Source organism: Methyloceanibacter caenitepidi, assembly GCF_000828475.1.
Taxonomy (GTDB): domain Bacteria; phylum Pseudomonadota; class Alphaproteobacteria; order Rhizobiales; family Methyloligellaceae; genus Methyloceanibacter; species Methyloceanibacter caenitepidi.
On sequence record NZ_AP014648.1, the window covers coordinates 879,651 to 902,274 of the forward strand.

Sequence of the window (22,624 nt, forward strand, 5' to 3'; positions counted from 1 at the left end):
CAAGCCCTACGATATTCACCCTTGCGTGAGGGCTGCTTGCTTTTCTGCCTTTCCAAGTCATTCTGCTCGGGCTACCCATGGTGGCCACGGGCGGGTGTAGCTCAGTGGTAGAGCAGTAGCTTCCCAAGCTACGTGTCGCGGGTTCGATTCCCGCTACCCGCTCCAATAAATCAATGACTTAGCAGACTTGGTACGCTGGCCGGTCTGGTACATCGTACATTATAGGTTACAAGTCAGGCACCGTAGCCTCCCCAGCTATTGCCCGTCGCGCTCTAATGCCCTGTCTAAGCGTGGTCCTGCGCGGTCAACCTTGAGTATCCTAGTCGCTAACTTGTGGAGCGATTCGGGCTGCTTAGGGACCAACGGGACGATGCTCAAGTTTTACCGGCGCTGGATTCACACTGCGGTTTTCCATTCGCTAGGACCCGTCGACCTGTGGACTGGCCTGATCGCGTCTGCCCTCGGCGTTCTGGATCACTTTCTGCCAGAGCTTGGCCTAATGACGACCTATGGCTGGCAGATACCAGTCTGGGCATTCGCAGCCGTGATCACGGTCCGGCTGCTCCTAGCTCCCTATTGGATGTGGCAAGAGAGCCAGAAGACTCTCCTAGTTTTGAGAGCAGCAGTCGATTCAAACCAGAACCGTGCTGAAGCGGCTGCCGCCAAGGCGGAGGGCTTCAAAACTCTAATAGCGCGCGGGAAGGAGTTGGCGCGTGAGGGTGTTCACTCGACTGAGGAGTACGCGGCATGGGACGCCAAATACGATTCTTGGGCGGAGGAAGCCAAGGAGTACATCAAGAACAATGAAGGGCATCGGGCGGCAGGTATTTTCCGGCGCGGCTCGATGATGGTTGTTCAGCGCATGCAGAACGCGTTTAACGATGACCACAACGCGCGTCTCAACATCCTTTGGGAGAAGATTTCCGATCTTACGACCCACTACGAAAATGCAATGGACGAGAAGCGTATATGGGCGGCGGACAAGTGAAGCTCGATAGAGATGCGTTCTAGGCGGCTTTTGGCTGTGGCTTGTTTTTGGGCTCTCGCCCGTCGTCGATTTCGGAAGACTCTTGCCCATCCTTCACAGCTATCGATGCGGCTATGCGATCGTCTGTGTAGTACATGAGCACCTCGGGTCGAACGTCAAAGGCCACGGCATATACGCGCACGATAATTGGAAGCGCACTGGCCTCAGAGTAGCAGTACAAATGAAGCCGATTCCCTCGCCGAAGTCTCACGCTGCCGCGCAGCGCAGGACGCCATAGCAGGAGCACAGGAGCGACGGGGTGCAGGTAGAACCTGCCAACGAGCATGCACCGGATCAGGTGGGCAGGACCTTCGACTTCCATGACATAGTCAACGAGAGAATCTTTCGGGATGCCACGAATTCTGTAGGCTTGGCCCGTTCCATTGTCGCTTGCTGACCATTCGTAAGTGAACAGGTGCTGTCGCTGGTGGTAGATGAACCGCGAGCCCTTCCAACATCCCTCGGCTCTCTCAGCGTAGTGGTTCCGAAAGGGTGCCAAGCAAATACTGATCAGTGCCCAGACGGGCAGTGTTGCCAGCAAGGCGAGGCCGCCAGCGCTAATCATGATCGATTGATCGATGACTCCTTCCCAGCCTGCAAAGAGGAAAACAAAGAACAGGAAAAAGGGCACGCAACACAGCTGGAACAATGAGCCAGAACTCAATAGGGGGCTGGAAAACCCCCGCCAAAATTCCCTGCCAATCCCGCGTGCGCGCGACAGCCATTTGATGACCGTGGGGTTCCTAATCCAGCGATCACGGCCACCCTTCTCCTGGTGAACAGCTGTTCCTGGTGGGACCCCTAGTTCGGCTTTGCGATTTTTGCGTGCAACCATCGCAGTACTCTAAACCGAGTCGCACATCCTGCTTGGTAGTAAAGAGGAAGATTAAGTCGAGTGGTACGACGTACCAGGAACCCGTGAACATCAGGGCAACACAGACGCGAAATGATACTTCGGGGAAACTTAAAAAGTAAATTTCTCAATGATTTAAGGGAAGCGCCGCACCTTCCCAAGCTACGTGTCGAGGGTTCGATTCCCTCTACCCGCTCCATTATTTCAATAACTTAGCGGAATTCGCCGCAAAGTGTTCCGACTTTGCGTTCCGACTTTTGGATCTGTCGGGTTCTGGGCCTGTCCGCCCGCCCCTTTTGGGGTGACCAGGAAGTCCTAACGCGCGCGCATTGAACCGCTGACTGCGAGCGTGGCATAATTTACGGGAATACGGTTGGGTCGCCGAACTGATTAAGGGCGCCTGCTCTGCCGTTACGGCATGGTTCGTTCCGCTCGGGGCCTACATCTTGGGTTTTTCCCTTACGATGGAGGTGACGTTGGAAGCACATGTCGATTTGTGTGTGGTTATGCTCGCGGCGGCGTGGGTCCCGAGTGGGTAAAGGCAGAACCATGCAGGTAACGGAGCAACGGGCGCTGCGATCAGATTAGTGACCTAGGCTCGCCGCGTAGGGGGGTGCAATTCCCCCCACCCACACCCCTTCGGGTCCACTGTAGCGCATTCTCCAAAAGCGATGGCTTCACTCTAGCGCCAAGCGAGAGACGCAGTAGTTGTGGCTTGTGCAAGGGCAGCTCTTTGGTACACCTATAGGGGGATAATCAGACTTCGGGCAATATGAAATGGCGAAGGATCAGGACCTGGATGCCGCGGCGGCGGATCCGTTTCTACTCGAGAAGCTCTATCCTGATGCCACGACGCTGTTCAGCACACATGTCGTTGGATCCGTCTCCGATGGGTCGATTTTGGTTGCGTTCGACACCAACTCGCTGCTGCTTCCCTACCAACTAAAGGGTGGCGACCTCGAAGAAATAACTAAGGTGCTGACCAAACTATCCGACGAGAAGCGCCTGTTTGTGCCGGACCGTGTCGTACGGGAGTTCGCAAAGCACCGCGACAGCGACCTCGCCAAAGTCATTCACGCTCTTAACCTGAGAAAAGCTGTCCCCTCCGGCGAGATGCCTCCCATGATTAGAGAAATGGGCGGCCACGAAGAGGCTCAAAGTGCATACGATGACTTGCTAGAAGCACACAAAAAATACGCAAAGAAGTTGGACGGGCTAATTCAAAAAATCAAGAAATGGCGGGGTGATGACCCAGTCTCGAATTTATATGAGCAAGTCTTCGATGCGGAGAGCATCATAAAGCTCCCGAACGACGAGGCCGACAAGGAGAAATATTTGGAGGAGTTGAGGTGGCGTTTCGATAACAAGGTGCCGCCCGGCTACAAGGACGCGAGCAAGGACGACCTAGGTATTGGGGACTTTTTGATCTGGAAAGCGCTATTGCAGTTGGGATCCTCGGAGAAGAAGGACCTTGCGTTTGTAACCGGTGAGCAGAAGGCCGATTGGTTCGTTCGGGGTGACAAGGAGGCGCCGTATCTCCGGTATGAACTCATTGATGAATATCGCCGCGCGTCTGGTGGTAAGGCGGTTCGGCTACTTACCTTCAACCAACTTCTGAAAGAGATGGAGGCGCCAGACGCCGTAGTTAAGAAGGTCAGAAAGGCCGAAGAAGAAGCCAACACAGCTCTCTTGAAAGCCCGGATGGACCGAGTTGCGGGCTTGAGCACGTCGTTGGCCAAGACACTAAGAGAGCAAGGCGATCTTAGTCCCTCGGAATTTGACAAATGGATCGTCCACGCCAGTAAGCTAAGCCTGTCCCGTGAACTCGTGCGCAAGTGGGCTGATTACATTAAGGAGACCCCCACCGTTCTTCCGAGCGCTGAGGATCTGCCTGAGGAAGACGGCGACCAATAATAGTCCATGATCACCACACGGTGCGAATGCGCGTACCGAGTTAGATCGTCCTCACTAGCCAAAACCGGTCTTCCGGACGCGACGGTTGAACGTCGGGATTGAGGCATCCGCAAAAAGCCACTCGACGTCCACACGACACGCGAGACAAAATCTCGGGATCAGGTGGTGGGGCATCAATGTGGGAGGTTGTCGAGCGCCTTCGTATTTCGAGTATGCGCTTTGTTTGATCCCTAGCAGCGTTGCGATCTCAGCTTGGGAGTAGCCAGATCGTTCGCGCGCCAACCTTACTCGAGCCGCAAACTGATCCCGGAATGCTTTTGGCGTAGCCACGGCGCCGTATTCCCCCAACCACACGGTCCCGAATGCTAGGGACACAATGTCCCCCACACAAGCCGAATAGCGTTCCGACTTTTTGCCAAATGACGACACGTTAGGGGAGCCAGAAAGTTGGAACACTGCTTGATTTTGTAGGGAAAACCTTACGCTTCCCAAGCTACGTGTCGGGCGTTCGATCCGCCTCACCCGCTCCAATCTTTCCTCCCCTCCGTTTTTCCGGCAGGCACGCTACGACTCACTGCGAGGCCCGCGCTTTCGCTCGGCTTCCGTGGTCCGTTTTCTCCCATTTGAAGGGGGCGACGACGAACTGCCACACAGCCCTGTAGGCAGCGATGGAGATCAGCAGCCAGTAGAGCGGCATGAGTGGGACCTGCCACAGCAGCCGGTCGAGCCCCCGTTGACGCAGGGCCAGCGCGCCAAGGCCCATGGCCGTCGCATAGCCGGCAACAAGGCTGAAAAGAGAAACCGTCCAGAACGGAAGGCCGAGCACGGTCTGTGGCAGGGCCAGCAATCGGCCGCCGGCGAGCTCCATCGCCAGGAGACCGTAGAACCACGGATGCGCAAGCGCCGACAGGATGGTACCGCCGATCATGATCTGAAAGGCCAGGAAGCCGCGGAGGCCCAGCTCGCGGAGAAGCGTGCGCGGCGCGCGCATATGCACAAGCCAGGTCTGGATGAAGCCCTTCAGCCAGCGGGTGCGTTGCCGGACCCATCCGCCGAGCCGCACGGGAGCCTCCTCATACGTCGTGGATCCGATCACCGCGCACCGATAGCCGGAGCGGGACAGGCGCACGCCGAGGTCGGCGTCTTCCGTCACGTTGTAAGGGTCCCAGGCCTGGAGCCATTTGAGAGCCTCGACCCGGAAGTGATTGGAAGTCCCGCCCAGCGGAATCGGCAGGTTCATCGCATCGAGCAGGGGCAGGAGCCCATCGAACAGGGCTGAATACTCGACGGTGAACTGACGCGTCAGCCAGTTTGCCTCCGGATTGTAGATGTTTAGGCGCGCCTGCACCGTCGCGAGGTTCGGTGGGCCTGACCGGAAGGCCTGATAGGCGCGCCGAAGCTGGTCGGGTTCGGGCCGGTCCTCCGCGTCATAGACGACAAGATGGTCTCCGCGCGCCAGCGGCAGCGCGAAGTTCAGCGCCTTCGGTTTCGTCCGCGGGGCAGTATCGGGCACGACGACGAGTTCGACATTGGCGGGCAAGCGCAAAGCCTGGGCGGCAGTGATCGTTTCGGTGTCCGCTGCCTCGAGGATCAGCTTGACGTCGAGTTTTGCGGCCGGCCAATCGAGCCGTGACAGCGCGTGCAGGAGCGGGCGCAGCATATGCGCCTCGCGATAAAGGGGCGCGAGGATCGTGTAGGTCGGTAGCTCCCGGTCGGCTTCGCGGACAGCATCCTTGCGCGCCTCGGGAGGGCGTGGGCGGGCGAGCGCGAAAGCGGCAAGCAGCCGGAAGACGATCACAGGCACGAAGACGAAAGCGAGGCCGATCGACATGGCATAAACGGTCGCGAGCGGTGCAGTCAGAACGCCCACCACGAGGGCAACGGCACCGAGCACGAGCGCCCATACCAACCAAGCGCCCGCCGGACGGTATGCGCTCAAGAGCGGGCGACGCGACGTCAACGCCGAAACGGCCCCCTGCGCGAGGCTCGAAGCGAAGCACTCAGCGGTCGCCCGCCGGAGTTCGCGCGGGGGCACAAGTGCAACGGGAAGCGGCGCGAGACGGGCGATGAGCGCCCGCATGGCGAAAGGGCGCAAGCACGTAAATCCGAGGAGCAGACGCCCCGCCGGTCCTGCTTCCTGCAGGATCCCGGTGGTCAGGCATTGCCGCAGGCTCGCCTTGCCGGGCACAGCCGCACTGCCCTCGGGAAGGCAAGGCAAGAAAGCGACGCCGGCCGAAGTCGCGAGCGCCCTCACATAGGCCTCCTCGGTGAGGTGGCCGGTCGCGATCAGCACCTCGTGGGGTTGAACGCCCCACCGGGCGGCAAGGCGGCAGGCATGAGCGAGGGCCGCTGGGGCAAGCTGTGTACCAGCCAGGAAGCTATATTCGACCGACGCCGACAGCGGCGCATCAGCCGGAACGGACGCCTCCGGCCGATCCGCCGCCGGAGTCTCGTAAACAAGCGACACGGGTATTTCCCCCACAACGCACCCAACGGTATTTTTCCGCATTTTCGTTGTGAGGCAACGATTGAATACAGGTGGGGCAGCGTATTCCGCCGGTTTACACGTTTTGAGTGTGGTTCGGCGTTCTGCAGCCGAAGGCGTCCGCCGCTCTGGCGATGGCCATCAAGGCGCGCTAAGACGGAGACGACTTAAGAGGCGTGGTGATCTTCAATGATGAGATTTCTTGCGGGGCCGGTTGGCGCCGTCCTTGTGGCTCTCGCGGCGGTGGGTGCTGTGGCAGTTGCCGCGCACGCGCAGTCTCCGGGCACCGAGATCAAGCCGATCGTGCCGGACGCTTGGCAGGGCGACGCCTATCGGCCGAAGCCCGACTTAGCCGGCCTCAAGAAGATCCGCTTCATCACCGATTCCGACTACCCGCCGTTTCACTATTACGACGAGGTCGGAGCGTTGACCGGCTTCAATATCGATCTCGCCCAGGCGATTTGCGACGTTCTCGCCGTCGAATGCGAAATCACCGCGACGAACTGGAGCAGCCTGATGCCGGCGCTCGAAACCGGCGAAGCGGACGCGGCGATCGCTTCGATCCGGATTACCGCCGAGGCGCTGAAATCGGCGGACTTCACCTTGCGCTACTACGCGACGCCGGCGCGATTCGCAGCGCGCAAGGACAGCGACATCGCCCAGATCAGCCCTGAGACGGTAGAGGGTCTTAAGATCGGCGTCGCCAAGGACAGCGGGCACGAGGCGTATCTCAAGACCTTCTTCCCGGGAGCGGCGGTTGCAGCGTTCGAGTCGAGTGAAGCGGCGCAGAAAGCGCTGAAGGAGGGAGCCATCGATCTCGTGTTCGCCGACGGGATCACGCTCGCCTTTTGGTTCAACGGTGTCGAGAGTGCGAATTGTTGCGAATTTCGCGGCGGACCGTATCTGGACTCGCGCTTCTTCGGTGAGGGGGTCGGCATTGCCGTGAAGAAGGGCAATCGTACGCTGGTGCAGGCGCTGAACTATGCGCTCGAGCAGGTTCATGCGCGCGGCACTTACGAAGAGCTCTTCCTGCGCTACTTTCCGATGAACTTCTTCTAGCAGCTTGGTCTAGCGGCGCGTGTCGGAGGCTCCGGCTGCATCGTCGGCCGGCCCTCTCGGCGCGCGGCTCTCCTCTGCCGGGTAGCCCAAAACGGGAAGCCAAAGACTCCAGCCGAGCCGTGTGGGCGAGGATGTCTGGTATGGGGCGAGCCCGATGCGCATGCCGACGTGGCCGTCCTTCGGTTGGGCGACATACGTGCGGAACAACCGGTCCCAGATCGAAAGATTGAAACCGTAATTGGAGTCATGTTCCGCCCTATACACCGAGTGATGCACCCGATGCATGTCCGGCGTGACGATTGCGAGACGCAAGAGCCGGTCGAGCGGCCGCGGCAGGTCCATATTGGCGTGATTGAACATCGCGCAGCCATTCAGAATGACTTCGAATAAGAAGACGGCCAGCGGCGAGGCGCCGAGCCCGATCACCACGACCATCTTCCACAACATCGACAGCCCGATCTCGATGGGGTGGAAGCGGATTGCCGTCGTCACGTCGATGTCGCGGTCGGCATGATGGACCTGATGGAGCCGCCACAGGATAGGGATCTTGTGCGAGGCTAGGTGTTGGGCCCAGATCGCAAGATCCAGCACCAAGAGCGCAATGACGATTTTGAGCCAGTCCGGCCAATCCACGGCATTCAGCAGCCCGAACCCTTTTTGTTGTGCGTAAAGTGCCGCGGCAATGGCCGTCAGCGGCACGGCAAGCGCCGCCATCAGCCGCAACAACAGGCTGGCGGTGACGCTGATGCCGAGATTGGTGAACCAGCGGCGTCCTTTCGAGACGACGAGCCGGCGGCGCGGCCACACATACTCGATCGCGGCGAACAGGATGAAGAGCCCGGCGAAAACACCGAAGCGCACCAGCGTATCGTCGAAGTAGAACGGCGTTTGCATGGCCGGGAGTGTGCCGCGCTTCGCCGTCCAAACCAATGGCGCCGCGATCAAAAGGCCGCGAGGCGACCGTGCAAAATACGCGCACAAAAAAAGGGGCGGCGCGCGATGCGCCGCCCCTCGAACCTAGACGGCCAACTGGCCCGAACGGGCTAGGCCTTCGTGGTGGCATCCGCGGCCGGTGGGACCTTCCCGGCGTTCTCGTCCTTCTTGCCCTTGAGCTTGAAGCCGAGGATCAGCAACAGGATGCCGAAGGCGACGGCGTAGGCGCCGATCCACCATGTCAGCACCACCGCGCCGAGAACGGGCGCGATGAACAACAGAATGCCGAAGATGACAGAGGAGATACCGGCCAGCGCTAGCCACCAGCGGCCATGGTCCAATTTCAGGCTGAAGGCCGCGTAGACCAGGAGTGCGCCGGAAATGACAGCCCAGATGCCGATGATGAGCACGAAAACGACGGCGGCCATGCCCGGCCACATGAAGGCAATGACACCGGCGGCGATGTCGACGATGCCTTCGAGGATCAACAGCCCCCAGCGCTTGCCGTTGCGCGCGGCCTTGACGCCGGAGATGATGGCGAGAACGCCGTCCACGAGCATGTAGGCCGAAAAGAACAGGACGGCGGCGAGAATCGCGGCCGGGGTGAAGAAGAAACAGATCAGACCGAACAGGATGGCGACCACGCCGCGCAGCAGCACGACCCACCATTGATCGGCTAGAACTTCGCTGAGAGCCTCCTGATGCTCCGTGAGTTCTTTCGCGTTTTTCATTTCCGCCATAGTTGCCCCCTTCGGCAGTGGATCGAGTTCAGATTGGTGCGCCGCTCCGCGTATCCGTCGGTGGTACCGGCTGGATCATGCGGCGCGAATATAACGCGCTTGTTGCGGCTTGGGGAGTTGCGTCGAGCTGCAAGCTCAAAGTTCGAGACTGTCTTCCGAAACCAGTGAGGCGATGGTCTGGCGCAGCCAGGTATGGCTCAGGTCCCGATTGAAACTGCCGTGCCAGAGCAGAGATATCGTGAAACGCGGCAGGTCGATTGGGACAGGGCTCGTCGCGAGCGAGAAGGCATCGGCGAAGTAGTGTGCGAGCCGCGACGGCATGGTGGTCAGGAGCGGCGCGCGGCGCACCACGAAGGGAACGGCCAAGAAGCCGGACGTCGTCAGAACAACTCTCCGCCGGAGCTTCCGTTTGGCGAGCGCCTCATCGACGACGCCGCGCGTGTCGTCCGCGAGGCTCGTCAGTATGTGCGGGCAGCGTAGGTAATCTTCGAGCGACAACGGCGCCGACACGCCGAGCTGTTCCGGGCTGAACAGGCAGAGAAAGTGGTCGGTGTAGAGCTGGCGGCGAAAATGGTGGACGTGCCCCTGTTCGAACACCCCGATACCGAGATCCAGCTGGCCGGTGTCGAGCTCTTCGACCACGTCGATGCGGTTGGCGGGCCGCAGCCGGATGGAAACGCCGGGGGCCAGCGACAGGATGCGCTCGATGATGGCCGGCATGATCGCGACTTCAATCGAGTCCGCCAGCCCGATCCGGAACACGCGCTCGGCCGTGGCCGGGTTGAACGTGCCGCTTTCCAGGACGGCGGACTGAACCGTCCGGAGTGCGTTGCGGACCGGATCGGCGAGCGCCAGCGCCCGCGGGGTCGGCCGCATCCCGTCCGCGCTGCGGGTCAGGAGCTCATCGTCGAAGAGGCGGCGGAGCCGGGCGAGATTGTGACTCATGGCCGATTGGCCGAGTCCGATGCGGCTGGCCGCCCGTGTCACACTCCGTTCGGACAGGAGCGCATCGAACGCAACGAGAAGATTGAGGTCCAATCTGCTAAGATTAGTGTGATCGATATCCATCATCGACCCTATCGATTGGATTAATTCTACGAGAAGACGCATGCTAGTCGCAACAGGATCATCTAAAGAGCCTGCTCAGGCGCAGGCTTTCGAGATGTCCTCGCGCGAACGAGATTGCTCCCTAGCGGCGTGAAGTGCGAGGCCCCGGCCGTCCTTCTGCTGAGCCAGCGGTGAGGGCGGCCGGACTTTCAGGCCCAGAGGAGCGGTAACCTTTTGTTATGGTTAACGCGCGGGCCTTCAAATCGCCACGAACCGCTTGAAAATTCACGGTTTCCGGAACGTGGAACGTCGTTGGGGCGTTAACCATAGAGTTCGGTTCGTCAGCACTCTGGGGCGTGGGGGAGGAAGCTGATGGAATGCGTATCGCTTGTGTCATCGCGCTTGGCGCCTTGAGCCTGTTCGGCTTTGCCCAGTCTAATGCTGGGTATGCCGCCGACGCGGCCGTGGCCACGCCGAACAGCAGCGCGTTCTCCAAAACGCCGGCGCCTCAGCCTTCGCGCCTTGCCCCGCCGCAACCGGGGCGCGCACCGGTGCAGGCTCCGGCCGCCCAAGCCGCACAGCCCTTGAGCACACCTCAGCCGACCGCAGCTGCCCAAAGCGCACCCGAGTCACGCGAGGTTGACCAAGGCGCCCCCGAAGTGACGGCACGCGGCGACGACGCCGATGTCCCTTACCAGGGCACCCCCGAAACGTCCTACGACCGGCCGTCTCTGCAGCTGCAAGGTCCGGCTCATCTGCAAGGACCGGCGACGCCGAGCTACGGGGCGCCGTCCGCACCGCCGGCGGGCCCGGCGGACTTCGCGTCCGCAGAGCGCCTGCTCGATTGGGTCTCGAACTACCGGGACAAGCCGCAATATTGGAAAGTCCCCGCCGCCGTCCATGCCATGCGCGACCACCGCCTCTTCACGGATGAGGAGCAGCGCTGGTTCTGTATCGGCTTCATCGCTGGCGTGCTCGGCACCAATCCGAATGACGGCCCCGGTTTGATCCCTCAGATGTTCCCCATGCCGCCGAAGGAGCAGGAGGTTATCATCCGCGCGATCGCCTACTCGGGGCGGCCGGACTGGCAGGATCTGCTCGTGAAGAATGCGGACCGCATGCCGCTGCGCAAACCGTTGATCGATGATCTGCTCAACGGACGGCGTCCAACCCTTCAAGCAATGGAACTCGACACGGGCGGCACGACGGCGGTCTACGCTCTTTGGGGCTACTACGTGGCCTCGGGGCAGTACGAGCCCGTCATGCGGATCATGCAGGCGCTGAAATGGTCGAAGGGCGCCCAGGAGGCGGGCTTCTTCGAAAAGCTGGCCTCCGGCTGGGGCAAGGACGCCAACAATGTCGAGAAGGTCACGACCGGCGGGACCGCCAAATGGACGCTTGCCTCCTACGCTGAGCGCGACCGCGACTTGATCGACCTCTACCGGGCCGAAATCGTCAGTCAACCGGAAGAGATCGCCGGACCTCTCAAGGACGTCATCGAGGCGGCGTCCTTGTTCGAGGCCGAGAAGATCAGAAAAGAGCAATACGGCGCGATCGAGGACGCGGAGCGCCAACAGCTCACGGCCGACGCCGGCATGTCGAAGGGATGGACCGCAGGGTCGATCGCTATCGCCACGGGCTGCATGGCCGCCACGGCTCTCGGCCAAGCGCAGATCGCCGTGCCGTGCGTGATTGGTGGTGCACTCTACTCAGGCGCAGGGAAACTCGCCCGCTAGCATTCGCGTGCTTGCGGTTGGTCTAGAGCACCTGGTTGCGGGCCCGGATGCCGCGCTCGATCGCCGATTTTGTCAGCATGTCGATCTCTAGCGCCTCGGCCAGCAGTTCCAAGAACCGGGTTTCTTCCGGGCGCACATCGAGATCGGCCGCTGCGATCTCGAGCGCGAGCGCATATGCCGTCTCGCGCAGCCGCATGGGCAGGCTGCTTCGGACGAGGTCCAGGACGATATCGAGTCCGGACTCGCTGCCCAGCAATTCCCCACAGGCTTGAGATGCATCGACCAGACCGTTGGCGTCGTAGTCCGCGAAGATCGGCAAATGCGAAACGATCTCTCCAATGCGGGCAAGCTCCGCGCCGGACATGGTTCGGTCGACCGCCGAGGTCGTGACCATCGTGTAGATCAGCGCTTCGTGATGGTCCAAGGACTTCGTCATCGGCTTTCAACCCTCTCTGGCCGTGGTTCTCCAAACGGGCGCGACGGTATGAAATTGAAGCGGGACGGGCAAGCGCCCGTGTGAGAAGAAAGTTAGGGAAACACTGGCGCCGCAGGGGAATCTGTGAAATTTGTTGCCGTCAGAAGGCGCCTTTCGTCTTTGGTGCCCATGATCGCTTCTTCAGCACACCTATTTCAGTCATGTCCGAGACCACGAGCGCTGGCCGCGACGCGGCCCCAATCGAGATCAATTCCGAACTCCTCGCCCACGCCCATGTGAGCAAGGCCTGGCCGTTCGAGGAGGCGCGCAAGGTCGTGAGCCGGCTGAAGCGGATCCCTCAGCCGACCGGTTCGATCATTTTCGAAACGGGCTACGGGCCCTCGGGGCTGCCGCATATCGGAACGTTCGGCGAGGTCGCGCGCACCACCATGGTGCGCCACGCCTTCCGGATCCTGACCGAGGACAAGATCCCGACGCGGCTGATCTGTTTTTCCGACGACATGGATGGCTTGCGGAAAGTTCCGGACAATATCCCGAACAAGGAGATGGTCGCCGCGCATCTGGAAAAGCCGCTGACCCAAGTGCCGGACCCGTTCAACCAGTATCCCAGTTTCGGCCAGCACAACAATGCGCGCCTGCGGACCTTTCTGGATACGTTCGGCTTCTCATACGAGTTCCTGTCGGCGACTCAGTGCTACACGTCGGGCCGGTTTGACGCGACCTTGCTCAGGGTGCTCGAGCACTACGAGGAGATCCGGGACGTGATCCTGCCGACGCTGGGGCCGGAGCGGCGCGCCACCTATAGTCCGTTCCTCCCGATCTCGCCGGCGACGGGCAAGGTGTTGCAGGTGCCGATCATCGATCGCGACCTCGCCGCCGGCTCAATTCTCTATAAGGACCCCGATACGGGGAAGCTGACGCAGGTGTCCGTGACGGGCGGCCACTGCAAGCTGCAATGGAAGGCGGACTGGGCCATGCGCTGGGCTGCGCTAGGCGTCGACTACGAGATGGCGGGCAAGGACCTGATCGACTCGGTGCGTCTGTCGGGCCGCATTTGCCGTATCCTCGGCCGCCAGCAGCCCGAAGGCTTCAACTACGAACTCTTCCTCGACGAGAACGGGGAGAAGATCTCGAAGTCCCGCGGCAACGGTCTGACCATCGAGGAATGGCTGTCCTACGCCTCGCCCGAGAGTCTCGCGCTGTACATGTATCAGAGCCCAAAGAAGGCGAAGCGGCTCTACTTCGATGTCATCCCGCGCGCCGTCGACGAATATGCCGGGCACCTCGCGGCCTTCCCGAAGGAGGACCAGGCGGCGAAGCTGACCAATCCCGTCTGGCACATTCACGAGGGATCGCCGCCCGAGGCCGATCTGCCGATCAGCTTTGCCCTTCTGCTCAATCTCGCCTCGGCCTCGAACTCCGAGGACCGCTCGGTGCTATGGGGCTTCATCCAGCGCTACGCGCCGGAAGCGACCCCCGAGACCGAGCCCTTGCTGGACGAACTCGTGGGCTACGCGATCCGTTATTTCCACGACTTCGTGAAGCCGTCGAAGCAGTACCGCGCGCCGACGGATCAAGAGCGCGCGGCGTTCGCCGATCTCGACCAGCGGCTCGTCGCGCTGCCGGACGACGTGATGGCTGAGGAGATTCAGAACGAGGTTTATGCGGTGGGCAAGGAGCACGGGTTCGAGCCGTTGCGGGACTGGTTTCAGGCGCTCTATCAGGTGCTGCTGGGCCAGTCGCAAGGCCCGCGCTTCGGATCCTTTGTGCAGCTATACGGGATCGACAACACACGCTCCCTGATCGCACGGGCCCTTGCGGGCGAGCTTCTTGGCGCAAATGTTTCAAATAATTGATTTGCGCCAGGATAGTAAAACTGCACAGCCTATGCCATAGAAGAACAAAATCTGGATAAAACGTGGCGAAAATTGCGTAAAACGCTAAAGAAGTGCGGATTTTATTGCCGCCAAATTGTCACATAATATTTCGGAACATTGCCTGCACCTTATGTGTTCTTCACGTAACGGGGCCTGCGAAAGCGTGTCTTTCGCGGGTCTTGTTTTGAGTGACTAAGAAAAACGCAAAGGAGGTATGTGATGAAACTCACGACCCTTACGACTGCGATCCTGATGTCGACGGCGGGCGTTGCGCTTGCCGGTGGTGGTGCTCCGGTGCCCGAGGGCGCCATGAAAGACGACCCGTCGGGGCGCCCGGGCAAGGTCCTGAGCGAGGCCGAGTGCACCAAGGCCTGGGAGATGGCGGGGCCTGACGGCGATACGCTGTCGAAGGATAAGGCCACGCCGTTCATTCTGAACTTCCAGATGGTCGACACGTCCGACGACGCGGAGATTTCGGCCGAGGAGTGGAAAGAGGGCTGTGCCAAGGGCTGGGTGAGCGCGGATGCGTCTACGGCCGATGACATGGGCGACACACCGTCCGAGCCTGAGTCCGACAAGATGTAGTCTGACGACCGCAGTCGTCTAAGACGCCCAAGGCGCGCGGCTCCGTTTTTCGGAGCCGCGCTTTTTTTGAGCCAGGTCCGCGGCCCACAAACCGCCTAGCGCCAGATTCCGACCCGCCGTTCTCGCGCGGCGTCCGCGGCCTCGTTGAAGGCCGGTTGCGCCGGCTGCTTCGGCTTCGCCCACCCTTGGGCGACCATCCAGAAAGACAAGTCGTTGCCGCCGACAGAGCAGCGCGCCACGAGGGATTTGTGCTCGCCCTTCACGGGCACGTGGCACATTACGGCGCGGCCCCGGATCAGCCGTGTTAGCGCGGACCTGGCTGCCCGCCCGCACGGCCACTCCCGGCCGCGCGAATCCTTGCACTGGCCGGTGAGGCCCGCGACCTCGATTTCCGCGAGCGTGATGGTCGTGCCTCCGGTCTTTAGGGAGCCGCCGTCCTGCACCACGACCCTGTAGAAGCGCTTCGGTCGTAGTTGGGGCTGGGGCCGAGGCTTTTCGCTTGCAGCTTGGTCCGGCGAAGCGGCACCCGGGGGCACGGCCGTGTCCTTGGACAGTGGCTTGGTGAAAAGCTGGTCTTGGCCGGGTTCGGTTTGCGGCGGCGCGACCGAAACCGTGTCCTCATACTTGCCGAACGGCCAGAAGAACCAAACGGCCGCGAGGGCGACGAGCGCGAGGATGATGCGTGAGACGCGGAACATGGAAACGGCTTTCGTGCGGCGTCTACTGGCTCGCCCAGATGATGCGTGCGATCCACTCGACCCGATCCAGCGGAAAAACGAAATTCGGGTGGTCGGGGTTCATGGAGGCGAGTTCGATTGTTTTGGCGCTCCGGCGGACGAGGAGCTTGGCCATGACCTCGCCGTCGGTCGTACGAATGATTACGCGGTCGCCGTTACGGGTCGGCGCGTTGGGCGACACGATCAGGATGTCGCCTTGCCGGTAAAGCGGCTCCATGCTTTCGCCAGTGACCTCCAACGCGTAGGCGTTTTCGTCCTCGACGCGCGGAAAGGGCACCTGCTCCCAACCGCCGCCCACGGGATAGCCGCCATCGTCGAAAAATCCTCCGGCGCCGGCCTGGGTCATGCCGATCAGCGGAATCGGCAGGTTTCGGTTGGATTGTCCGGGGTCAGACGAGGCGAGCATGGTGAAATCCTCGAGCGTCGCTCCCGTCGCCTCCAGAACCTTGGCGATGCTTTCGGTGGTGGGCCAGCGCGGACGCCCATCGCCCGTGGCCCGCTTCGACCTGTTGAAGGCTGTGGGGTCCAAGCCCGACCGCTTGGCAAGACCCGATACGGAAAGTCCGTAGCGATGCGCCAGGGCGTCTATGGCAGACCAGATTCGGTCGTGTGTGAGCCTTCTCAAAGAAACGGCTCCGGTCCTACGAATTGAGCAAGGAAATAATACCTATCCCCCTCTTTATGACGCAACTGCGCCCGCCGGTCCACCGTACCGGAATTGAAGTGGGGAACCCGGCTCACCTGCCACGTGTGAACCTTGTTGGTGGGAACCAGGGCCGCTAGTGTGGCACCGCACCATGGACGAACCCATCTACAAGATTCTCGCCGACGCCGCCTACGAGGCAGCCAAGAGCGAAGGGCGTTTCCTCGGGACGTCCGACGATCTGCGTGACGGGTTCATCCATTTCTCCGCTGGCCATCAGGTCGCCGAGACGCTGGCCAAACACTATGCAGGGCAAGAGGATCTGGTGCTGCTTGCCATCGATCCTAACCGGCTGGGCGAGGCCCTGAAGTGGGAGGAATCCCGTGGGGGAGATCTGTTTCCCCACCTCTATGCGCCGCTCGATCTCGACGCGATCGTCGCGGAGGCGCCGCTCGACCTCGACGACGACAACCGCCACATCCTGCCCGAGGGCATCGCGTGAACCCGCTGTTCGGCCTCGGCCAGGCCCTGATGCTGGCGCTCGACCCGGAGCGCGCCCACACCCTGACGATCAAGAGTCTCGAGATGGGGGTCTACCCCCGCTGCGTCGCCCCCGACGATGCGCGGCTGCGCCAGACCCTGTGCGGACTGGACTTCCCCAATCCTATCGGCATTGCGCCGGGTTTCGACAAGAATGCGCGCGTCGTGACGGCGCTGTTCAACATGGGCTTCGGCTTCGTCGAGGTCGGCACGCTCACCCCGCGCCCGCAAAGCGGAAATCCGTGCCCGCGCGTGTTCCGCTCGGTGGAGGACCACGCCGTGGTCAACCGGCTCGGCTTCAACAACGAAGGGCAGGCGGCAGCTTTGGAGCGATTGCAGCAGAGTGCCCCCGGGATTATCGGCATCAATTTGGGCGCGAACCGCAATAGCGACGACAAGATTGCCGACTACGTGACGGGTGTGACGCGAATGGCGCCGGTCGCATCCTATCTCACGGTGAATATCTCATCGCCCAACACGCCGGGCTTGCGAGACCTTCAAGCGCCGAAGGAACTGGCGACACTCCTGACCAAGGTCGAAAAGGCGCGCGCGACGCTGCCCGGTCACAAACCACCATTGTTCGTAAAGCTCGCCCCGGACCTCGCGGATGCGGACTTGCCGGAGATTGTCGGGATCATCCAGGGCAGCGGCGCCGACGGCATTATTGTCTCGAACACGACGCTCGCACGCGACGGCCTCACGGACGAGTCGCTGATCGCCGAGCAGGGCGGTCTGTCGGGACGGCCTCTGTTCGATCGCTCGACCCGCATGCTGGCGCGGGTCTACAAGCTAACGGCCGGCACCATGCCGCTGATCGGCGTCGGCGGTATCGACTCCGCCGCAACGGCCCTCGCCAAGATCGAGGCCGGCGCGTCACTCATTCAGATGTACACAGGGCTGATATTCGAAGGGCCTGACCTGATCGGCCGCATTAAGCGCCGCCTGGTTCAGGCTGTATCTGACGCCCATGCCAACACGCTGTCGCCCCTCATCGGGCGGCGCGCCGAAGAATGGGCGCAAAAGTCGCTCTAGGAGCAAGATCCTTCGGGAGAAAACGAATGACCGTCACGATCTACCACAACCCGCGCTGCTCGAAGTCGCGCCAGACCCTGGCCTTGGTCGAGGAACAGGGCATTGCCCCGGTCATCGTGGAGTATCTGAAAACCCCGCCGAGCGCCGGCGACCTCAAGGCGATCTTGAAGAAGCTCGGACTCAAGCCGCAGGATATCGTGCGGACGAAGGAAGCGCGCTACGCGGAACTCGGCCTGAAAGAGCGCAACGTCGCGGACGACGAACTGATCGCGCTCCTGGCCGACAATCCCATCCTGATCGAACGGCCCATCGTAGTGGCCGGCAACAAGGCCGCTATTGGCCGCCCACCGGAGAAGGTTTTGGCGATTCTTTAGCGGACGCAGCCACACGCGGCTCCCGCTCCGGCGGCACCAATTCCTCGGACGAGGCATCGCCACCGCCGAACACTTTGAACACCCGCATCAGGAACCAGATCGGGAAGACGATCACCGCGCCGAGCAGGAAGTAGCGGAAGCCCTTCTCCACGGCGGCAAAGCCCATGTCGTAAAGGCGCTGAATAAGGTCCCGCACGGTCTGGACGAGGTCATAGGGGCTGAAGCCCAAGGCCGCCAGGACGACGCCGACGATCAGCGATATGATCGCGAGTCGTGCGAGGACGAGAGCCGGATTGCCGCCAAAAAACCGTTCCATAAACACGCGTAGCCTCCGCATCGTGGGCGTTGCTTCAAGTCTGTAGCAAAAGGTGGGGGGCAAACGCCCGAAGATCAAGGCGAGTGGGACCGAGAGGCGGACGCGGCCTAGGGGTGGGCAAACGAGGGATTCACGTCAGTGAGTGTGCGAACGACCAGACAGACAGCAGAGGAGGCATCGTATTCCTCGCCCGTGCTGTTGCCCAAACCGTTCGCCGACTGGTTTACCTCGCGGGGCTGGCATCCGCGCGTCCATCAGCTCGATCTGCTGGAAACGGTCCAGCGGGGGTCCGATGCGTTGCTTATCGCGCCGACGGGCGGCGGTAAGACGCTGGCGGGTTTTCTGCCGAGCCTGATCGATATCGCAGGCCGGCCGCTCACGAAACAGAGCCACGGCGTGCATACGCTCTATGTCTCGCCACTCAAAGCATTAGCAACCGATATTGCCCGCAATCTCGCAACGCCAATCGCCGAGATGGAGCTGCCCATCCAAATCGAGACCCGGACAGGCGACACGCCGCAGTCACGCCGCGCGCGCCAGCGCGTGTTGCCGCCGGATATTCTCCTTACGACGCCGGAACAGATCGCGCTGATGCTGTCCCATACAAGCGCGGCGCAGATATTCGGCAACCTCAAATATCTCGTCCTCGACGAGTTGCATGCTTTGAGCGCCTCCAAGCGGGGCGATCTCCTGGCGCTCGATCTGGCGCGGCTCCGGTCGTTGTCGCCGGACTTGCGGGCCATCGGACTCTCGGCCACCGTTGCGCGTCCTTACGAGCTTTCCGCCTATCTCGTGCCTCAGCAGGACGGCGGGGCGCCCGCGACCCATTTCGCCGAGATCGTCACCGCCGAAGGCGGCGTGCAGGCGGACATCAGGATCCTCAAATCCGATGCAGATTTGCCCTGGGCCGGTCATTCCGCGCGCTATGCGCTGCCGGAAATCTACGCGGCCATCAAGGCGCACAAGATGTCCCTCATGTTCGTCAACACGCGCTCGCAAGCCGAGATGCTCTTCAACGAGCTGTGGCGCTACAACGACGACAATCTGCCGATCGCGCTCCATCACGGCTCGCTCGACGTGGGCCAGCGGCGCAAAGTCGAGGCGGCCATGGTGGCGGGAAAACTCCGCGCGGTCGTGTGCACTTCGACGCTCGATCTCGGCATCGACTGGGGCGATGTCGACCTTGTCGTCAATGTCGGCGCGCCGAAAGGATCGAGCCGGTTGGCCCAGCGCATCGGCCGCGCCAATCATCGCCTCGATGAACCGAGCAAGGCGCTGCTGGTGCCGGCCAACCGCTTCGAAGTCATGGAGTGCCAGGCCGCGCTCGAAGCCGCGGGCGAGGGTCAGCAGGACACGCCAGCCACGCGCCCAGGCGCGCTCGATGTGCTGGCGCAGCACATTCTCGGCACGGCCTGCGCGGAACCTTTTGACTCCAACTTGCTTTTTAAAGAGGTCACGAGCGCGGCGCCTTATCGCGACCTCTCCCGCGAGAGTTTCGAGTCGGTGCTCGCGTTCGTGGCCACGGGTGGCTACGCGCTCGCGAACTACGACCGTTACGCCAAACTGAAACGCACGAAAGAGGGCGCCTACCGCGTGGCTCATCCGCGTATCGCGCAGCAATACCGCTTGAACGTGGGCACCATCGTAGAGGCGCCCATGCTGCGTGTGCGGCTCGCGCGACTCAAGGGCGGCGCGCTCAAGCCGACAGGCGCGCTCGCGGGCGGACGCATCCTCGGAGAGGTCGAGGAGCACTTCATCGAGCAACTCGCTCCGGGTGATACGTTCGTCTTCGCCGGCGAGGTGCTGCGCTTCCAGGGCTTGCGCGAGATGGACGCTATCGTGACCCGGGCGCACGCAACGGACGCCAAGGTGCCCGCCTATCAAGGCGGGAAGTTCCCGCTGTCCACCTATCTCGCCGAACGCGTGCGCCTCATGCTGGCAGACCGCCGCCACTGGGCGAAACTCCCGGAACAGGTGTCCTATTGGCTGAAACTGCAATCGGTCTTCTCGGTCGTCCCCAATGCGCAGGAAATGCTGATCGAGACCTTCCCGCGCGGGCAGCGCTACTATCTCGTCTGCTATCCCTTCGAGGGCAGGCTGGCGCATCAGACGCTCGGCATGCTGCTCACGCGGCGTCTTGAGCGGGCGGGTGCCGCGCCGCTCGGTTTCGTCGCCAATGAATATGCGCTGGCCGTCTGGGGCCTCAACAACATGAGTGCGATGATCCGCTCCGGGCGGCTCAACCTGAGAGACCTGTTCGACGAGGACATGCTCGGCGATGACCTAGATGCATGGCTCGCCGAGTCCAACCTGATGAAGCGCTCCTTCAAGGTCTGCGCCATCATCTCCGGCCTGATCGAGCGGCGCCATCCCGGCCAGGAAAAGTCCGGTCGTCAGATGACCGCCTCGGCGGACCTCATCTACGACGTGCTGCGTCAGCACGAGCCCGATCATGTGCTGTTGAAGGCGGCCTTCGCCGACGCCGCCACGGGCCTGATCGATTTGCGCCGGCTAGGCGAATTCTTGAAGCGTATCGGCGGACGAATCAGGCATAGTGAGGTGAGTCGCGTATCGCCGCTTGCTGTTCCTGTGATGCTCGAGATCGGGCGAGAAAGCGTTCCTGGCGATGCGGGCGACACCCTGTTGCGTGAGACCGCCGAAGAACTCGTTGCCGAAGCCCTAGGAGAGGAGGCTTTGAGCAGCGGGACGCAGAGCCCTGGGGGGGAGCATGCTGCACGCTAGACTTGATCTCATGCCAGAGACCGCGCCGACATTGCGCTCGCATCTCACCATCGGAAAGCATTCGTTTCGGCCGCTTGTGGCGGGGGCCCTCTACTGGCCGTCGCAGGACGCGCTCCTCGTCGCCGATCTTCACTTGGAGAAAGGCGCCGCCTTCGCCGCGCGCGGCATGCTGCTGCCGCCTTACGATACGCGGGCGACCCTGTCGCGGCTCGGCAAGCTCATCGAGGCGCTCGACCCGCAGCGTATCGTCGCCCTTGGCGATAGCTTTCATCGCAGTGAATGCGCGGACAGGCTCGTTGACGACGACTTCGCGTTGCTGCGGTCGCTGCAGAAGGGCCGCGACTGGTTCTGGATCTGCGGCAACCACGATCCGCATCTGCCCGAGAGCGTCGGTGGGACGGTTTGCGGGTCGCTGACCATTGAAGGCGTCGTGCTGCGCCACGAGCCGTCCGAGGAGGCGACAGGACCCGAGATCGTCGGCCACCTACATCCCATCGCCCGTATTTCCCGGCGTGGCGCCGTCGTGCGCCGCCGGTGCTTCGCGAGCGACGGCAACCGCCTCGTCATGCCGGCGTTCGGCGCTTATACGGGCGGGCTCAACGTCATGAACGATGTCTTCAAGCCGCTATTCTTCTGGCACCAGCTTGAGGCCTGGATGATGGGGCGGCACGCGGTCTATCCGGTGCTCGGCAGCCTGCTTCTTCCCGACTAGACGTTCTTCAGTGTTGGACGCTCTTAGTCCTTGCGGAAGGCGAACCAGCCCATGAGGCCAGCAAGCACCGCGATGGCGATCCCGAGAAGGCCGTAAAGAAACGGCTGGTGAAAGGCGAGGTTGTAGATCGTCGCCTCCATGCCGGCCTTGTTGACCTCCAGCGAGCCTTTCGTCTTGCTCGCGAGGGTGCCGTCCCGAAAGAGATAGACCTCCACCCGGTAGCGGCCCGTCGGGACATTCGTCGGCAGGGCCACTGTCGAGCGGAACAGGCTGCGGCCGATAAACACCACACCGGAATCGTCTTCCGTATACAGACCCCTCTCTTCCATCAGCCGGATCAGGGCGGATTCGAAGCTTTGTTCCTGCGGGCTGCCGGCGGTCTCACGGCCGAAATTGAGCTCCGACAGGCCGATGTCAAGCTCCTTGAGGGTGTCGTTAGACGCGATCGCGCGGACCGGTCGCGATGAGAGGACGGCATAGAAGCTCGGCGCATCCGGATAGGTCGCACTCGGGCCATTCACCCAGATCCCGCCCACGCGTGTCTTCCGCCGGATTGTGATGGGTTCCGTGGGGCCGCGCACCAGGGCGATAACGTCGTACTTGCCACGGGTCGGCATGCGGGCGTCGCTGAAATCGATGCTGCCGAAGATGATAATTTCGATGCCGCTGAAGTTCGACTGGATCGCGACCTCGCGCGTAGAAATATCCGCCAGTACCCTTTCGTGGCTTGTGCCGGGCTTCAGCACAGGTGCAGGCGGCGCAGTGCTCTGGCCGTAAGAGGGAGCGGCGAGAAACGCCAGTGTTAGAAGAGTGGGAATGAGCAGAGCCGCTCGCAT

Annotated in this window: 22 protein-coding genes and 1 tRNA gene; 12 read left to right on the top strand and 11 right to left on the bottom strand. The window is 61.9% G+C overall.

Going from position 1 to position 22,624, the window contains the following annotated elements:
* Window positions 1-90: 90 nt before the first annotated feature.
* A tRNA-Gly gene (locus GL4_RS04130) sits at window positions 91-165 on the top strand.
* 205 nt (window positions 166-370) lie between these two features.
* Window positions 371-988, top strand: a complete 618-nt coding sequence (locus GL4_RS04135) for a hypothetical protein (RefSeq protein WP_045364874.1) — start codon at window positions 371-373, stop codon at window positions 986-988.
* Window positions 989-1,007: 19 nt separating this feature from the next.
* Here GL4_RS04135 and GL4_RS04140 read toward each other — a convergent pair whose 3' ends face one another.
* Window positions 1,008-1,862 carry a hypothetical protein gene (locus GL4_RS04140; RefSeq protein WP_156137378.1) on the bottom strand — a complete coding sequence of 285 codons (855 nt, stop codon included), beginning with the start codon at window positions 1,860-1,862 and terminating at the stop codon, window positions 1,008-1,010.
* Window positions 1,863-2,657: 795 nt separating this feature from the next.
* On the opposite strand from GL4_RS04140, the gene GL4_RS04145 reads away from it, so the two are divergent.
* Window positions 2,658-3,794 (top strand): PIN-like domain-containing protein, encoded by a 1,137-nt coding sequence (locus GL4_RS04145; protein ID WP_045364880.1) that lies wholly within the window; start codon window positions 2,658-2,660, stop codon window positions 3,792-3,794.
* 54 nt (window positions 3,795-3,848) lie between these two features.
* Here GL4_RS04145 and GL4_RS18190 read toward each other — a convergent pair whose 3' ends face one another.
* Both GL4_RS18190 and GL4_RS04150 read right to left on the bottom strand, forming a co-directional pair.
* A complete protein-coding gene (locus GL4_RS18190) occupies window positions 3,849-4,316 on the bottom strand; it encodes a helix-turn-helix domain-containing protein (RefSeq protein WP_425283183.1) in 468 nt (155 codons plus the stop codon).
* A 49-nt stretch (window positions 4,317-4,365) separates the two neighbouring features.
* Window positions 4,366-6,261: a glycosyltransferase gene (locus GL4_RS04150; RefSeq protein ID WP_052464105.1), complete on the bottom strand. Its 1,896-nt coding sequence runs from the start codon at window positions 6,259-6,261 to the stop codon at window positions 4,366-4,368.
* Window positions 6,262-6,468: 207 nt separating this feature from the next.
* On the opposite strand from GL4_RS04150, the gene GL4_RS04155 reads away from it, so the two are divergent.
* Window positions 6,469-7,338, top strand: coding sequence for a transporter substrate-binding domain-containing protein (locus tag GL4_RS04155; RefSeq protein ID WP_045364883.1), 870 nt, complete (start codon window positions 6,469-6,471; stop codon window positions 7,336-7,338).
* 9 nt (window positions 7,339-7,347) lie between these two features.
* Here the strand turns inward: GL4_RS04155 and GL4_RS04160 are convergent, their stop codons facing one another.
* The 3 genes from GL4_RS04160 to GL4_RS04170 all read right to left on the bottom strand — a co-directional run bounded on the left by GL4_RS04160 (window position 7,348) and on the right by GL4_RS04170 (window position 10,049).
* Window positions 7,348-8,232 (bottom strand): sterol desaturase family protein, encoded by an 885-nt coding sequence (locus GL4_RS04160; RefSeq protein WP_082025764.1) that lies wholly within the window; start codon window positions 8,230-8,232, stop codon window positions 7,348-7,350.
* A gap of 149 nt (window positions 8,233-8,381) precedes the next feature.
* Entirely contained in the window at window positions 8,382-9,011 is a 630-nt protein-coding gene (locus GL4_RS04165) for an HdeD family acid-resistance protein (protein ID WP_045364886.1), read from the bottom strand.
* Between the two features lie 135 nt (window positions 9,012-9,146).
* Window positions 9,147-10,049, bottom strand: a complete 903-nt coding sequence (locus GL4_RS04170) for a LysR family transcriptional regulator (RefSeq protein ID WP_342016319.1) — start codon at window positions 10,047-10,049, stop codon at window positions 9,147-9,149.
* 386 nt (window positions 10,050-10,435) lie between these two features.
* Between GL4_RS04170 and GL4_RS04175 the strand changes: the two genes are divergently transcribed.
* Window positions 10,436-11,794, top strand: a complete 1,359-nt coding sequence (locus tag GL4_RS04175; protein ID WP_052464106.1) for a hypothetical protein — start codon at window positions 10,436-10,438, stop codon at window positions 11,792-11,794.
* Window positions 11,795-11,816: 22 nt separating this feature from the next.
* On the opposite strand, the gene GL4_RS04180 is transcribed toward GL4_RS04175, so the two are convergent.
* The gene (locus GL4_RS04180; RefSeq protein ID WP_045364888.1) at window positions 11,817-12,230 is read right to left on the bottom strand and encodes a tellurite resistance TerB family protein; all 414 of its coding nucleotides are present in this window, start codon (window positions 12,228-12,230) and stop codon (window positions 11,817-11,819) included.
* A gap of 200 nt (window positions 12,231-12,430) precedes the next feature.
* On the opposite strand from GL4_RS04180, the gene GL4_RS04185 reads away from it, so the two are divergent.
* Both GL4_RS04185 and GL4_RS04190 read left to right on the top strand, forming a co-directional pair.
* Window positions 12,431-14,086, top strand: coding sequence for a lysine--tRNA ligase (locus GL4_RS04185; RefSeq protein WP_082025458.1), 1,656 nt, complete (start codon window positions 12,431-12,433; stop codon window positions 14,084-14,086).
* A gap of 240 nt (window positions 14,087-14,326) precedes the next feature.
* Entirely contained in the window at window positions 14,327-14,692 is a 366-nt protein-coding gene (locus GL4_RS04190) for a hypothetical protein (RefSeq protein WP_045364891.1), read from the top strand.
* A gap of 95 nt (window positions 14,693-14,787) precedes the next feature.
* Here GL4_RS04190 and GL4_RS16550 read toward each other — a convergent pair whose 3' ends face one another.
* Complete coding sequence (locus GL4_RS16550; RefSeq protein ID WP_052464107.1) at window positions 14,788-15,390, bottom strand: thermonuclease family protein; 603 nt, start codon at window positions 15,388-15,390, stop codon at window positions 14,788-14,790.
* A gap of 22 nt (window positions 15,391-15,412) precedes the next feature.
* Entirely contained in the window at window positions 15,413-16,054 is a 642-nt protein-coding gene (locus tag GL4_RS04200; protein WP_045364894.1) for a S24 family peptidase, read from the bottom strand.
* A 172-nt stretch (window positions 16,055-16,226) separates the two neighbouring features.
* Between GL4_RS04200 and GL4_RS04205 the strand changes: the two genes are divergently transcribed.
* The 3 genes from GL4_RS04205 to arsC are packed head-to-tail and all read left to right on the top strand — an operon-like array spanning window position 16,227 to window position 18,018.
* Complete coding sequence (locus tag GL4_RS04205) at window positions 16,227-16,574, top strand: DUF952 domain-containing protein (protein ID WP_045364897.1); 348 nt, start codon at window positions 16,227-16,229, stop codon at window positions 16,572-16,574.
* Entirely contained in the window at window positions 16,571-17,644 is a 1,074-nt protein-coding gene (locus GL4_RS04210; RefSeq protein ID WP_082025459.1) for a quinone-dependent dihydroorotate dehydrogenase, read from the top strand. The genes GL4_RS04205 and GL4_RS04210 overlap by 4 nt, the downstream gene beginning before the upstream one ends.
* Before the next feature lie 26 nt (window positions 17,645-17,670).
* Window positions 17,671-18,018: an arsenate reductase (glutaredoxin) gene (arsC, locus tag GL4_RS04215; protein ID WP_045364899.1), complete on the top strand. Its 348-nt coding sequence runs from the start codon at window positions 17,671-17,673 to the stop codon at window positions 18,016-18,018.
* Here the strand turns inward: arsC and GL4_RS04220 are convergent.
* Window positions 17,978-18,334 carry a DUF6460 domain-containing protein gene (locus GL4_RS04220; RefSeq protein WP_342016320.1) on the bottom strand — a complete coding sequence of 119 codons (357 nt, stop codon included), beginning with the start codon at window positions 18,332-18,334 and terminating at the stop codon, window positions 17,978-17,980. The two genes, arsC and GL4_RS04220, sit on opposite strands and share 41 nt — an antisense overlap.
* Window positions 18,335-18,478: 144 nt before the next feature.
* On the opposite strand from GL4_RS04220, the gene GL4_RS04225 reads away from it, so the two are divergent.
* Together GL4_RS04225 and pdeM are read left to right on the top strand one after the other, a co-directional pair.
* Window positions 18,479-21,076 carry a ligase-associated DNA damage response DEXH box helicase gene (locus GL4_RS04225; protein ID WP_045364902.1) on the top strand — a complete coding sequence of 866 codons (2,598 nt, stop codon included), beginning with the start codon at window positions 18,479-18,481 and terminating at the stop codon, window positions 21,074-21,076.
* Window positions 21,077-21,086: 10 nt separating this feature from the next.
* Window positions 21,087-21,788, top strand: a complete 702-nt coding sequence (gene pdeM, locus GL4_RS04230; protein ID WP_045369415.1) for a ligase-associated DNA damage response endonuclease PdeM — start codon at window positions 21,087-21,089, stop codon at window positions 21,786-21,788.
* 23 nt (window positions 21,789-21,811) lie between these two features.
* On the opposite strand, the gene GL4_RS04235 is transcribed toward pdeM, so the two are convergent.
* On the bottom strand, window positions 21,812-22,624 hold the full coding sequence (locus GL4_RS04235) for a TIGR02186 family protein (protein ID WP_052464108.1): 813 nt from the start codon (window positions 22,622-22,624) through the stop codon (window positions 21,812-21,814).